We start from the raw sequence: 13,555 nt of genomic DNA, 5'->3' as shown, positions 1-13,555 counted from the left end.
ACAAGTCGCAACGGACCGGGGCAACACGAGGAGTGGTCAACCGATGACTCGCGAACGCATCCTTTTCGTGACTGGCCATCTGGCGGAGCACTCGCTGCGGAACGTCCTGCAACAAGCCGGAGGAGGATCGACATTCGATTTTGATGTCGAGGTCATCGGGGTGAACGTCGCGGCGTTCATCACGCCGAAGCTCGTCTCGCGTCGGCTGCATTTAGAGCATCGCTACGATCGCGTCATCCTCCCCGGTTGGTGCGACGGAGAATTGGATGATCTGGAGCGACAGTTCGAGACGCGATTCGAACGCGGGCCGTTCGATCTCTATGATTTGCCCGAATATCTCAGCGGAAAGAAGTCACGAAAGGCTGATTTGTCGCGCTACGATATTGAGATCATCGCCGAAATCAATCACGCGCCCCGGCTCGACGATGCGGAGCTGATGCGGATCGCTCGCGACTATCGCGAACGCGGCGCCGATGTCATTGACGTTGGTTGCGTTCCCGGCGAGCCGAGCGAACGCATGGGCGAGATCGTCGACCGACTTGTGCGGGACGGTCACCGGGTGTCGATCGATTCGTTCGACGCTGCGGAGGTCAGCGCAGCGATCGATGCCGGGGCGGAACTCGTTCTGAGCTGCAACTCCTCCAATGTTGCGGCACTTTCGGGATGCGGCGCCGAAGTCGTGGTCATCCCCGATGATCCGAAATACCCGGAAACGATGACGGACGTCATCGATCGGCTCGAAGCGGCCGGAACGAGGTACCGGCTCGATCCGATTCTGGAACCGATCGGATTCGGGTTTGCCGAATCGCTCGTCCGATATCGTGAGACCCGGCGGCGCTGGCCCAATGCCCGCATGATGATGGGCGTTGGCAACCTCACCGAATTGACGGAGGTTGATTCGGCGGGGGTCAACTTCCTGCTCGCCGCGTGCTGTCAGGAATGGGGCATCAAGAGCGTGCTGACCACGCAGGTCATCAATTGGTGTCGGTCTTCGGTACAAGAGCTCGATGTCGCCCGTCGGTTGGTCCGGCATTCATTAACGGAGCGAGCGCTGCCGAAGCATGTCGATTCTTCACTGGCGATGCTGCGTGATCCGAAGGCAGTGCGGATCAGCGATGAAGAACTCTGTGTCGTGGCCAACGCAATCCGCGATGCGAATTTTCGGGTATTCGTCGCCGAGGACGGGATTCATTTGATGAACCGCGACGGGCACTGGTCGGGCGACGATCCGTTCGAGGTGTTCGACGCCATGCATCGAGAGGTCGGCCCGCTCGAGCCCTCGCACTCCTTTTATCTCGGCTACGAACTGTCGAAGGCGGCCACCGCGATGACGCTTGGTAAGACATATCGGCAGGACCAATCACTCTCGTGGGGCCTTCTGACAAATGCGGAAGTCAGCGCTGTCGAGCGTCGGCACCGGGAGCGAAACCCGATGGTGGAGCCGGACGCCAGTGAGTGAGCCCGGCCCGAAGAACGATCGCACTGCGGCAGGTTCCGCCGCTTTGCCAACCATTCGCGAATTGCTGTCGACAGATCTCACGATCGAATCTGCGATCGGCTGCTTCGCGGATTGCGACGGATTACTGGTCTTCGACAGCGCGGACGCGGACAGGCCCGGCGCTTCGCAGGCTGGACGATATTCCTTTCTCACCGCCGATCCGGTGCGGCGGTTCGATCTGCAGCACGCCGAATATGGGACCGACCCGTTCGCCGAGCTTCATCAACTGTCTGAGGCGATTGCGATGTGCGAACCCGGACGGCACTTGCCGCCGTTTTCGGGCGGATTGGCCGGGGTGCTTAGCTACGAACTGGGTGGCTGCTTCGAGCACGTGAGGCCGGCCCGGATCGATGAATTTGGCTTTCCCGCTATGACCGTCGGCCTTTACGACTGGGCGATCGTGTGGGACCACACGAACGACTCGGTGGAGTCGATCGTCCATGATTTCGGGGCATCGGCGGCGGTGCCTCAATCGATGTCTGCCGAAGCGAGAGCGGAATGGATTCGGCGGAGAGTCTCCGCCGAATCCAATTTCGCGGCTTTGCCCGCTGCTTCCGCGAGTCAAATCGAACCGGACCCGTCGGTACTTCATCCGCATGCCGAGATCGCGAATGTCTTCAGTGATCACCCGGCTGCCGAATATCGCGAAGCGGTCGGCCGGGTGATCGAGTACATCCGCGCCGGAGATATTTTTCAGGCGAATCTCTCGCAGCGGTTGCTAACGCCCTTTCGGGGCGATCCGCTGAATTTCTATTCGCGGCTGCGGACCGGCAACGCGGCACCCTACGCGGGACTTGCCCATTTCGACGATTGGTGGTTGCTGAGTGCATCACCGGAGTCGTTCGTGCAACTCGATGGCCGTGATGTCGTGACCCGACCAATTAAAGGCACGCGCCGTCGGCAATTGACGCCGGAGGCCGATCTCGGCGTGAGGATCGATCTCGAATGCAGCGAGAAGGATCGAGCCGAGAACGTGATGATTGTCGACCTACTGCGCAACGACCTGTCGCGCGTTTGCACCGACGAATCGGTGCGGGTGCCGAAGTTGTGCCGACTCGAATCGTTTGCGACGGTTCATCACCTCGTTTCGGAAGTGACCGGCACGCTTAATAAGGACCGCACGCTATGGGACCTTCTCGCAGCCACGCTGCCGGGCGGATCAATCAGCGGGGCGCCGAAGGTCCGAGCGATGGAGATCATCGGCGAACTCGAACCGACCGTGCGCGGACCCTACTGCGGCAATCTCTTCTATCAGGGATTCGGCGGGCAGGCCGCGGCGAACATCCTCATTCGCACAATCCTCTGCCGCGGCGGTTGGGCCCAACTCCCCGTCGGCGGCGGGATCACCATGCTCAGCGACCCGCAGGCCGAATATCAGGAAACGATCGACAAAGCAGTGGGGATGCTCGCGGCGCTGGAGTTGGTTTGAGTTGGGGGTTGAGAGTCGAGGGTTAAGGGTTGAGAGTTGAGGGTTGTACATCAGCGATCGCGGGTGAGCGACGGGGTTCACGCGGTTTTACGCTGTCAGTTGAATTGGAGAAAACGATGGGGCCGATCCGTGACACGGCATCTCTGTTTCAGCGAAGCTCTGACGGTGGGCTGCTGCAACTATTGCGATGGCTTGTTTTATGGACCGTCGGTTGGACACTCGCGGCCTGCTGGACCGCTATGGTGACCGCGATCAATTTCGAGGTCGACAGCCATTTCTATTGGAAGATTCTGGGCTGTCCGAAGTTCTTGACGAACTTTATCGTCATTCGATCAGCGGTTCGGGAATCGATGCTGATTGGCAGCGTCGGCTTTGCGATTTATCTTTTCTTCGTCGGTCGGCGATGCTCGTGGGAAGTTCGCACCTGGTCCATTCTCGTTGGCTATGCCGTGGCGATCGTTGTGGCGACAGCCATTTGGCTGTGCGCCGGCCTGATCGGCGTCTCAGCTCACCCATATCTCGATCTCGACTTCGACGTCGTATCGCCGGGCTTCTATTTCGTGCAATTCAGCTTTTACGCAATGCGATACGGAGCGTGGTTGGCCTTCGTCCCGGCCTATCTGGTCATGACCCGTGAACCACCGGCCGTTTCGGATGTTGCAGATTGACGGAGCCGTCACGCTTCAATCGCTTGACACTTCAACGCCTGCGCAGCGAGTCGCCCGGCCGTTCTTGGCCGGGCGACTTCTCGCATGAGATGACAGGATCGTGACCGCGTTTATCGATGCCGACGGTAGATGATCTGCGGCTGGCTGTGGTAGCGGGAGCCGTAGCGATAGTACGTCGGCGTGCGGTAGTAGGACTGATGGCGGGACCGGACCTCGTTTCGCGGGCCGATGCGGTCTTCGGCGACCATCCGGATTCGGCTGTTGCGGGAAAAACTTTTCGACCACCAACGCACCATCGGGCTGTTCCGATTGCGGCCGTTGAGCGTCGGTCCCCGGCCCCCGCCGCCGATCTGAGCGAGTGCCGGTTCGGCCGCGAATGAACAAGTCAGCAGGACGAGGGCCGCCAGAATGGTTCCCGTGGAAAAACGCATCACAACATCTCCTCTTCGAACGCCCCGCGAGTTGATCGTGAAGGTGACGCCGGCACTCCGCGGGATCCGGCCTGACATCACTGTGACATTCTAGGGAGCGAAGAGCGCGCGGTGTTGTTACGCGTATTCTGAAAATCTTTTCAGATTTTGTGGGTGGCTGGGGACGGTCTCGTAGAGCCGCCTCCAGCGAGCGCGGGGTGGACTCCGCCGATCCTTCACAGCCCGAGCGTGATTCGCTGTGGGCGGGCGGTTGGTCCGCCATCGGTCGCGTTCCCGTCATGAAGCCGCAGTCCAATTCGCGCCCGTCCCCAGCCACCCGGCTTCACATTTCAAAAGAACTTAACTTCGTTGCGAATGAAGGTTCCGTCGGAACCATAGAAGTTTGTAAATTCTTGGTCCTTCTTTCCCTCGTAATCATAGATTTCCCCGGTCACAAAAGTGATGTTTCGTGACGACCGGTATTCGATTCCATCGTCCAGAAGTTCGTGAAGTTCTTCGTAATACTTAAATACGTCGAGGCGGACCTCGACCACCAATCCTCCCTCAGGGTTGAGGCCCCGAAGGATGACCTCGCCGCGAGGGGCCTCGTCTTTATCTTTTTTCATTAGAGAGGTCGCAGCAAATGATTCGGGACTCGTTGCGGAGGTAAAGACGATGTTTTGACAACGCGGGGGCCGTATAAGTTGGAGATTTTAAGAGCGGATCGCTCGTCATGGAGACGACCTGCGGCTCGGCTCTATTAAACTTCAGGCAGGCGAGTCGGCCGGCTTCTCCGAGTAGATAGAGATGCCCGTCGGCGTAGATTGACGTGCCGTTGCGGAGGTCGGAGTCCCACTCCCACAGCAGTTCGCCGGTCTTATAGTCGACGCAGCGAAAAATCTTTTGTGTCCAACCCGACGTGAAGCCGAACACGACGTAATCGACCACCGTCAGGTTATTAAATTGGCTGTCGAGGATGCGGTGGTCCTTCCACACTTCGGTTAATTTTCCTTCAGCCGACACGCGAAACAGGATGGTGCCCGGGCCCGGGCCACCGGTGATCATGACGGTTTCGCCGTCCGGTCCGAAGACGGGGGAGACTGCGGTGACTCGTTCCCGTGCCCCGCGCACTTCATAGGGGACGTCATCAAGCACTGTCCCGTTTGCCGGATCGAGCACCACGAAGGCCTTTTCGGTCAGCACGAATAGAAAGTCGCGCCCATGCATCGTGGCGACTTTGGGAGTGGCGTAGCTGTCGCCGTAGTTGGTGGCCGTCCAGCGGGTTTGGCCCGTGGTGCGATCGAGCGAGACGATTCCTGTTCCGTGACCGTTGGGACCGGTGACGGTGCCGCCCACGCAAACGATCACCTGATCGCCGATTACCAGCGGACTGGACCCCATGCCGAAAGCGTTCGGTTCCGACTTATATTCATCGGCCAATTGTCGCTGCCAGCGGAGTTCTCCAGTTTGGAAGTCGAGGCAGCGGAACGTTCCCGCCGCTCCGAGGGCGAAGAGGGCGTCGCCGTCGATCACCGGGGTCGCGTAGGGGCCGTCGCTGTAGGCTTCGAATTCTTTGACGTAGGTCGCCGGGTAGGCGTGTTCCCACTGCAACTCGCCCGTCGCGGCATCCAGAGCCGTGAGGATTTCGCGATCATCGACGCGTTCGAACAGAATCAGCCGACCGTCGGAGACGACCGGGATGCTGTAGCCGAGTCCGCAGGGGCGTTCCCACAGGACCGGCGGGCCGCTGTCCGGCCAGTCATGCTTGAGGCCGGTTTCCGCCGAGGTGCTGTCATGCCGCGGGCCGAAGGGTGTGGGCCAATCGGCTGACACCGGTGCCGACATCGCAGGCGGCTCGCCGGGTGTCGTTTGATCCTGCGGTGTCTCGGTGCTGCGTTTCGCACATCCGAGCACCAACAGGTGGGCGATCGCGAGAAAAGTGAGGAGGGCAGTCCGAGCTAACATGAGAACAGGCGTTCGGTTTCGTTGGAATTTGAACGGGGGCGGGACAGTCGCGAGACACTTCTGAGCCTGTATCGTTAGACTTCACAGACGCCTTGGCAAACGGTTCCGGTCTCCTGCGGATTCTAGCTGACGGATCGATGCAAGTTACGGCCGAAGAATTCTCAAGCACGCGACACGAACTGCCAGACGGCGGTCGGTGGACCGAGTTGGTCGAGGGCAGGCCGGTCGTGCTCGATCCGCCCGACGAGATTTACGGCACGATTGTGTTAAATCTGTCGAAAGCGATCGGAACTGCGATGCGTGCCGATCGATCCATCGACGCGGCCCCGTGCTTTGATCTCGGGATTCAAACGCTGCACGACCCCGATACGATTCGTTTTCCCGCCGCGGTCGCGTTTCGAGGGGGTGACCGCTTCGGCGAAGTCGGGGAAGTGATCGCCGATCGAGTGCCAGAAGTGGCGATCGAAATCGCTGCCGATCCGCAACGTCGGCTGCACTGTGCGGAGCGGATTCTCGAATATCATGATGCCGGGGTCGGGGCGGTCTGGGTGATCGATCCGCACGAACAGGCGCTGACGATCGCACCGCGTGAAGGTCTGCCTGCGATTTATCGCGAAGACGACCCGCTCGTCCCGCTGATTGATCTCGAATTGGCGGTGACGATTGAGGACCTGTTCGCGATCCCGAAGTGGTATCGGTGATGGGGTCACGTGTGGTGTTGGTCGAGGATATCTCGGATCGGTCGGGGTCGGTGCGACGTTGGGTGGTCGGGTGATTTCATCCCTTGCTTGCGCTGCGGGCTTGTTTGATCGCGATTGATTGTTACTCGGTCCAGAGTTCGACGCGGGAGCGAAGCGACTCGGGCATTCGTCGATCGACAGCGCGACGCACCTGGTGGTCCTGATAGCGGGTGCTGAAGTGCGCGAGCACAATGAGCTCATTTTGAAAGCGCTCGGCGCGCTCCAGAATGTCGTCCAAATGCATGTGGCCGAATTTGTGGATTTTTTCCTTGCGATGTTCCGGTCGGAAAAAAGTCATCTCCGTGATGAGTATCTTCGCTTCGTAAGCGGCCGGGTCGGCATCGAGTCCCTTCGGCGCGGTGTCGCCGGTAAAACAGATTTGAGGGACCCGGACTTCACCACTAACGTCGGTCCCGGCTGTCGCCAGCTCACGAATTTCGTCTTGCGAGAGTGACTGATACTCCGGCTTCAGCTTCCGTCGGCGATCCCAGATGATGTAGCCGACGCTGGGGACGGTGTGCGCGGTCGGAAAGACCGTCACGACGTGCTCGCGACTGAGTTCGATCTCCTCCCCGCCTTTGACCCCGACGAGTTCGCACAACATGCGTCCGCGGTCGAGCTTCTGCCACGCCCTGAGCATTCGCCAGACGTTGTCGACGATCTCTTCCGGCAGATAGATGACCGGCGGCTCCATTTTCATCATCCGCCGCCGGGCGACGTAGACGGGGATTGCCGCCAGGTGGTCGAGGTGCCCGTGAGAGACGAACGCCGTGGGCGTGCCCATGAAGTCCCACGGGCTGCCGCCGAGTTCGAAGGCGAGCTTCAGTTCGGGAATACGCCAATAGCTCTGCACCGCAGCGCGGGAGTAGCCTTCGATCGTGAACTCGCCATGCTTAATCTGGCGAAGCGGGAGATTTTCAATCATCAAACGACGGGTTCGGGGCTGTGGAAATGGCAAATTCGATTTGCGGGGAGACCAAGGGTCGGGATGCGATGCGTCGAAGTCAAACCGACGAGAGTCCTTCTTTAGCGAGCAAAGAAAGCGGAATTCTCATGTCGAGTGATCCGGCAAATAGCGACACGGGGGCCAAGCGGGTGATCTTTCACGGACGCGTGCAAGGCGTCGGCTTTCGGGCAACGACCCAATCGATCGCCTCGCGGTTCGCGGTGACCGGCTATGTCCGAAACCAGGCGGACGGGACGGTTGAGTTGATCGCCGCGGGTTCATGTTCGGAGATCGACCGGTTTTTGTCGTCGATTCGCGACCGATTTTCCGCCAATCTGACGAACGTCGAAGAGGGAAATGTGACGCCCGCCGAGTCGTTCGAGCAATTCGAGATTCGGCGGTGAACGGCGTCACCCCGCCACCAAAATGGACGCTGACGGGTCAGTCCACGCTTTTCGTCGCCCGATCCGCCGATTACGATCCAACACTCCCGCCGCTTTTGACGTTTACCAGGTGTCCAAGATCAGGTGATCGGTCTGCGCCGGGGCCTGCATTTCTCCATATTGACGTCTTCTCTGCGTGATACGATCGAATCCCATGGACAACATGTTGCTTTTCGGCGCTGAATCGAACGAGATTCTCGCCCAGATTTTATCGCCGGGCTGGATCGGAGTTTTTGCCGGTGTCATCGCTTTTGCCGGAGCTCTGTTGGCGTTTCGACTGTTCAGTCGCGCCGGGGTGATCGCGGCGGCCACGACCAAGGAAGCGATTCGCCAGCCGCTGTTTCTCATGATTCTGATTTTGTCGACGCTGCTATTGGGCGTCAGTACGGTCATCCCGTACTTCTCGTTCGGCGAAGACGTCAAGATGCTCAAAGATGTCGGGCTGGTCACGATTTTGGTTTCGAGCTTGCTGCTGGCGATCTGGACCGCCAGCACGAGTGTGACGGACGAAATCGAAGGCAAGACCGCGATGACGCTGCTCTCCAAACCGATCAACCGCTTGCAGTTCGTATTGGGGAAGTACGTCGGGATTCTCCAAGCCGTGCTCCTGCTGATCGTGATTCTGTCGGTGATCTTCTTAGGGCTGGTCACCTTCAAACCAATTTACGACGCAGCGGAGTCGGGCGGCGAGAAGCCGGAGTGGGTCGAGTGCATTTCGCAGGCGGTGCAGGTCATCCCGGGAGTGTTGCTGGTTTGCATGGAGGCGGCGATCGTGACAGCGATCAGCGTCGCGATTGCGACCCGACTGCCGATGGTCGTCAACATGACGGCGTGCTTCGCGATCTTCATCGTGGGGCACCTCACACCGGTGCTGGTACTGGCTGAAACGAGTAATCGCTCGATCGAAGTCGTGCAGTTCGTGGCGCAGTTGATCGCGACGGTGTTGCCGGTGCTCGAGTTCTTCAAGATCGAGGCGGCGATCGCGCGCAATGTCCTCGTGCCGCCCGATTACATCGGATGGTCGGCCGTTTATTGCCTCGCCTACGTCGGGGCGGCGATCCTGTTCGGCTTCATCTTGTTCGAAGATCGCGATCTCGCCTGAGGCGGCTGTCTTTGACACGGCTGCTGTCCCGAATATGCTCTAAGTATCAGGCGGTCGCTGACGGACCTCGGCCGCGTCCGCGAAGGCACTCGGAGGCCGCACGCCCGAATTTTTTCGAGCGACCGACCTCGTTTCGCAGGGCGCCGCGGTGAGTCAAAACGTTTCCGAGACATTTCAGCGAGTCTTCCCACGCTGGGCGTTGTTCCGCGGGGCAGCGCTGGGGTCGGTGCTTTGCTCCCTTGTTGGGTCGATTACGCTCTGTTTATTGCTTGTTGACGGATTCCTGATCGCCGACCTGCTCGAGAGCCGCGGCCGCGTGGTGGTCGAGGTCGACGACGCGGAAGAGTTCTATGAACTGCGAACGGGCCGACCTGCCGAACCCCCCGCGGACGGACCGGTGCCGCTTGCTCCGGTTATGCTCACTGAGGTCGTCGAAGACGGCGGCCTGCTTCACGCCGTCTGGTGGTCACGCTCGACCCCGTTCGGACCTGTGTTTTACGGGCTCTATCATGCAATCCCGGCGTTTCAGGGGAACCGGACCACGTTGCTGATTCTGATTGGTGCGGGGGTGGTTCTCGGACTGTTGCGGGCCGGGCTGCTGTCGATCGCCCGCGGATTGAGTGACCGCGCCGCCCTCGAAACGGTGACCCGGCTGCGTCGGATGCTTCACCGCCAGGCCTTACGACTCGGCACGGCCGATCTCACCGGCCGCGATTCGAACAATATCGTCCAGTTCTTCACCGAGGATTGTGATCGCATTCGCGACGGCGTCGCCCTGTTCGCCTATCGCATCGGCCGCCACCCGGCGAAATTGGTGCTGTTATCGGCGATGGCGTTTTCCGTCCAATGGCTGGTCACACTGCAGTGCCTGTTGCCGCTGGCGGTTTGCTGGTTCCTGTTTCATCGCGAGCGGCGTCGAATGGCCGAAACGACCCGGGCGGCCAATGCTGTCGCGCTGCGCGAGATACGACTGCTGAGCGAAAGTCTCACCCGAGCGCGACTGATTCGCGGCTTCGGGATGGAGCAATTCGACGAACAACGATTCGAGCAGGAGTTGGGTCGCTACCAGAAAGATGCAACCGCCCTGCGGAAGAGGCAGCGTGCCTCACGCGTCACATTCCGGACGCTCCTGATTATCTGCTTCGCGCTGGTGGTGTTGCTGATCGGTATCAAAGTACTCGCCGGGGCCGAGGGCATGACGTTGGCAGCGGCGCTACTCCTGCTGGCGATCTTCGGCGCGATGTACAGACCGGCTGAAATGCTGATCGAACTTCGCCGTGACCGGATCGCGGCGGCCGAAGCGGCCGATCGGGTATATCGCTATCTCAACCGTTCGCCGACCGTCGCGCAGGCCGTCGGCGCGAAATTTCTGCAGCCGTTAAGTGATCGGATTCGATTCGAATCGGTCAGCTACAAATCGCCCGATCGCGGGCTGCTGCTCGACCGACTCGACCTACAGGTCTTCGCTGGAAAGTTCGTGGCAATTGTCGCCACCGAGCCGATGGCCGGCCGCGCGATCGTCGATCTGCTGCCAAGATTTATTGAGCCGACGAGCGGTCGCATTCGCTACGACAACGAAGACACCGCGTGGGCCACGCTCGAGTCGCTCAGGGCCGAGACGGTGATCGCGTCGGTTCGTGAGCAGTGTTTCAGCTATTCGATTCGCGAAAACATTACCGCCGGCCGTGAGGAGGTCTCCCTCCACCAGGTGATCGAAGCGGCGAAAATTGCCCGAGCCCACAATTTCATTCAGAAGTTGGAGCAAGGGTACGAAACGGTCATCGGTGCGGGCGGCGAAGATCTCAATGTCGGCCAGCAATTTCGAATCTCGCTCGCGCGGGCCATCCTGCGTGATCCCGCGGTGCTAGTTATCGAAGAGCCGGAGGAGCCGTTCGATGAGGACACCAAGTCGTTGATCGACGATGCCTACAAGCGGATCTTCCCGGGGCGGACGGTCATTATGTTGCCGCAGCGCTTGTCGTCTCTGAAGAAGGCGGACGAAGTCGCGCTGGTGCACGAAGGCCGGGTGGCGGGCATCGGCAAGCACGTCGATTTGATCCGCCGATCGCCGCTGTATCGTCACTGGGAGTACGTCCGGTACAACGAGTTTCGCGTGACCGATTCCCAAGTGATCGGCGACGGAAAACCTCAGTGAGGCAGATCGGCGTGGCAACCAACCGGCGGTCCGATTCGATTTGGCCTCCCTTGGTCGAGATGGCGTTTCGCGAAGCGTCGATCGCCCATGACGGGCAATTCCGCAAGGCCTCCCGACTCCCTTATTTCTATCACCCGGCTGCCGTCGCGTTGATCCTCGCGCGTGCGGGATTCGAAGAGGAAGAGACGATCGCCGCGGCGGTGTTACACGACGTGATCGAGGACACGCCTCGTTCGTGGGACGACCTCGCGGAGCGATTTCCGCTGCGCGTGCTCGAATTGATCGGTGAATTGTCGGAGCAGAAACGCGACGCTGCGGGAGAGAGCCTCCCTTGGGTGACCCGCAAAGCGGAACATCTGAAGCGGCTCCGGGACGCTTCGGTCGAAGGCAAAGCGATCGCACTGGCCGATCAGTTGCACAATCTCAGCACGATGCTGGCTGATCAAGAGGTGTCGGCGGATTTCTGGGACCGATTCAATGCCCCCCGCACTGAAATTCTCGATGCGCATTGTAAGCGGGTCGAAGCCTGCGGGGTTGACGATGAGCGCATCGCGTTACTGTGTCGCGAGGTCACAGCGGTCTTGGATCAATTGGAAGCCGACGCCGCTTAACGCGTCACCCAACGTCGAGCGGTTCAATTCTTTCGTATTGGTCGCCGAGCCGCTCGACGGCTTCGTCGGGTCCCATATTGAACAACGCCCTGCCGCCGGTGCCCCAGGTGCGACCTTCGTAATGAAACAGGCCGGTGGTATCGCGAATCAGACTGACCGCTTCGACGTCTTCCATCTCGCCCCCCTCGATCGCTTCAAAGCCGACGGAAAGCTGAACGAAGGCCGTCAGCAGCGATGACGTGCGTTCCTCCGCAAAGACAATCTCATCACCCCAGTTGCAGCGGACCCATCGGACTCCCCGAGGCTTGCCGCGGCGATTCGCTTCCCTCAGAAAGATCGCTTCGAGCCGCTCCCGATTCAGTCGAAATTGCTTGAGCGCAACCCGCTGCCTTCGCATTCGCCGGGGATGCGCCGTGACAACGATCGCGAGTAGGACGCCCATCGCGGCCGCGACTGCCGCCAGTAGCACGATCAGGTAAGATGGCATCAAGCTGACGATCCCGGAAGAGACGGAAAACAAGTCAAGAGAATGAACAATGCCGCTATTCGGTGCCCACCTGTCGATCGCCGGAGGTTACCACAAAGCCGCCGAAGCCGCCGCCGCTCTCAAAATGGACTGCGTGCAGATCTTCACCAAGAACAACAATCAATGGCGAGCCAAGCCGATTACCGAAGAGGATGTCTCTCTATTTCGCGAGGCGGTCGAAGGGGCCGGGTTGTCTTATCCCTGTGCCCATACGAGCTATTTGCTCAATCCGGCTGCTCCGGACGATGAGTTGTGGCATAAATCGATCGACGGTCTGATCGTCGAATTAGAGCGGGCCGAGCAACTCGGTTTGGCGGGACTCGTTCTGCATCCGGGCAGTCCCAAAGACCGGGGCGAAGAGTTCGGATTGGATCGGATCACCCAATGCCTCGACCGGGTGTTGGCGAAGGCGGACAGCGAGGTTCCCATCTGGCTCGAAGCGACGGCGGGGCAGGGGAGTCATCTCGGCCACCGCTTTGAACAACTCGGCGAATTGCTGAAGCGTTCGGCCCGTCCCAAGCGGCTCGCCGTCTGTATCGACACCTGTCACATCTTTGCGGCGGGCTATCCGATCGCTGACGAGACCGACTACGAGCAGACGATTGCCGAACTCGACCATCACGTCGGTCTGTCGAATGTTGCGGCCTTTCATCTGAACGACAGCAAGAAGGAACTTGGCAGCCGCGTCGATCGCCACGAGCATATCGGCCAAGGTAAGATCGGTCGCGAAGGATTCCGAAACGTCGTGACCGATTCGCGATTTGATTCGCTACCGATGTATCTGGAGACGCCGAAGGGGCAGCGCGAGAAAGACGACAAGGATTGGGATGCGGTCAACCTCGGATTGCTGCGCCGCCTGAAGCCCCGCGCGAGGTAAGGCATCGACCGTGGGGAATTCGCCGAAACGATCGCGGGATTCGCGTTACATTCGCCAGCGGCCCTTACGACCCGAATGATCGGCAAACCTTGCCCAGCTTGACGGACTGGAACAATCGGTACGTCCCGAACCCGTCCGTAGCGAACCGACCGCGAATGGTCAGGTTCGGTTCGAAGCGTTGATCG

At 59.9% G+C, this 13,555-nt stretch carries 14 protein-coding genes; 9 read left to right on the top strand and 5 right to left on the bottom strand.

Annotation, left to right across the window (positions count from 1 at the left end; all coding sequences use genetic code 11):
- Positions 1-43: 43 nt before the first annotated feature.
- From Pan189_RS18370 to Pan189_RS18360, 3 genes are all read left to right on the top strand, one after another.
- The gene (locus Pan189_RS18370) at positions 44-1,459 is read left to right on the top strand and encodes a DUF6513 domain-containing protein (protein WP_145365538.1); all 1,416 of its coding nucleotides are present in this window, start codon (positions 44-46) and stop codon (positions 1,457-1,459) included.
- Positions 1,386-2,927, top strand: coding sequence for an anthranilate synthase component I family protein (locus tag Pan189_RS21825; RefSeq protein WP_145365537.1), 1,542 nt, complete (start codon positions 1,386-1,388; stop codon positions 2,925-2,927). Before Pan189_RS18370 ends, Pan189_RS21825 begins: the two co-directional genes overlap by 74 nt.
- A 116-nt stretch (positions 2,928-3,043) precedes the next feature.
- Entirely contained in the window at positions 3,044-3,595 is a 552-nt protein-coding gene (locus tag Pan189_RS18360) for a hypothetical protein (protein WP_145365536.1), read from the top strand.
- Positions 3,596-3,705: 110 nt separating this feature from the next.
- Here Pan189_RS18360 and Pan189_RS18355 read toward each other — a convergent pair whose 3' ends face one another.
- From Pan189_RS18355 to Pan189_RS18345, 3 genes are all read right to left on the bottom strand, one after another.
- Positions 3,706-4,026, bottom strand: a complete 321-nt coding sequence (locus tag Pan189_RS18355) for a hypothetical protein (RefSeq protein WP_145365535.1) — start codon at positions 4,024-4,026, stop codon at positions 3,706-3,708.
- A 329-nt stretch (positions 4,027-4,355) separates the two neighbouring features.
- Complete coding sequence (locus Pan189_RS18350) at positions 4,356-4,631, bottom strand: hypothetical protein (protein ID WP_145365534.1); 276 nt, start codon at positions 4,629-4,631, stop codon at positions 4,356-4,358.
- Positions 4,618-5,970 carry an outer membrane protein assembly factor BamB family protein gene (locus Pan189_RS18345; protein WP_145365533.1) on the bottom strand — a complete coding sequence of 451 codons (1,353 nt, stop codon included), beginning with the start codon at positions 5,968-5,970 and terminating at the stop codon, positions 4,618-4,620. The genes Pan189_RS18350 and Pan189_RS18345 overlap by 14 nt, the downstream gene beginning before the upstream one ends.
- A gap of 137 nt (positions 5,971-6,107) precedes the next feature.
- Here Pan189_RS18345 and Pan189_RS18340 point away from each other — a divergent pair, with 137 nt between their 5' ends.
- A complete protein-coding gene (locus Pan189_RS18340) occupies positions 6,108-6,671 on the top strand; it encodes a Uma2 family endonuclease (RefSeq protein WP_145365532.1) in 564 nt (187 codons plus the stop codon).
- A gap of 121 nt (positions 6,672-6,792) precedes the next feature.
- Here the strand turns inward: Pan189_RS18340 and Pan189_RS18335 are convergent, their stop codons facing one another.
- Positions 6,793-7,635, bottom strand: a complete 843-nt coding sequence (locus Pan189_RS18335; RefSeq protein WP_145365531.1) for an MBL fold metallo-hydrolase — start codon at positions 7,633-7,635, stop codon at positions 6,793-6,795.
- Between the two features lie 128 nt (positions 7,636-7,763).
- Between Pan189_RS18335 and Pan189_RS18330 the strand changes: the two genes are divergently transcribed.
- From Pan189_RS18330 to Pan189_RS18315, 4 genes are all read left to right on the top strand, one after another.
- Positions 7,764-8,060 carry an acylphosphatase gene (locus Pan189_RS18330; protein WP_310820766.1) on the top strand — a complete coding sequence of 99 codons (297 nt, stop codon included), beginning with the start codon at positions 7,764-7,766 and terminating at the stop codon, positions 8,058-8,060.
- 193 nt (positions 8,061-8,253) lie between these two features.
- Positions 8,254-9,201 carry an ABC transporter permease subunit gene (locus tag Pan189_RS18325; RefSeq protein WP_145365529.1) on the top strand — a complete coding sequence of 316 codons (948 nt, stop codon included), beginning with the start codon at positions 8,254-8,256 and terminating at the stop codon, positions 9,199-9,201.
- 148 nt (positions 9,202-9,349) lie between these two features.
- Positions 9,350-11,356: an ABC transporter ATP-binding protein gene (locus Pan189_RS18320; protein ID WP_145365528.1), complete on the top strand. Its 2,007-nt coding sequence runs from the start codon at positions 9,350-9,352 to the stop codon at positions 11,354-11,356.
- Entirely contained in the window at positions 11,353-11,967 is a 615-nt protein-coding gene (locus tag Pan189_RS18315) for an HD domain-containing protein (RefSeq protein WP_145365527.1), read from the top strand. The genes Pan189_RS18320 and Pan189_RS18315 overlap by 4 nt, the downstream gene beginning before the upstream one ends.
- Positions 11,968-11,971: 4 nt before the next feature.
- Here Pan189_RS18315 and Pan189_RS18310 read toward each other — a convergent pair whose 3' ends face one another.
- Positions 11,972-12,454, bottom strand: a complete 483-nt coding sequence (locus tag Pan189_RS18310; RefSeq protein ID WP_145365526.1) for a hypothetical protein — start codon at positions 12,452-12,454, stop codon at positions 11,972-11,974.
- A gap of 49 nt (positions 12,455-12,503) precedes the next feature.
- On the opposite strand from Pan189_RS18310, the gene Pan189_RS18305 reads away from it, so the two are divergent.
- Complete coding sequence (locus Pan189_RS18305) at positions 12,504-13,370, top strand: deoxyribonuclease IV (RefSeq protein WP_145365525.1); 867 nt, start codon at positions 12,504-12,506, stop codon at positions 13,368-13,370.
- The last annotated feature ends 185 nt before the right edge of the window (positions 13,371-13,555 follow it).

This window comes from Stratiformator vulcanicus (assembly GCF_007744515.1).
GTDB lineage: Bacteria > Planctomycetota > Planctomycetia > Planctomycetales > Planctomycetaceae > Stratiformator > Stratiformator vulcanicus.
This window is presented reverse-complemented; position numbering and strand designations above follow the sequence as displayed.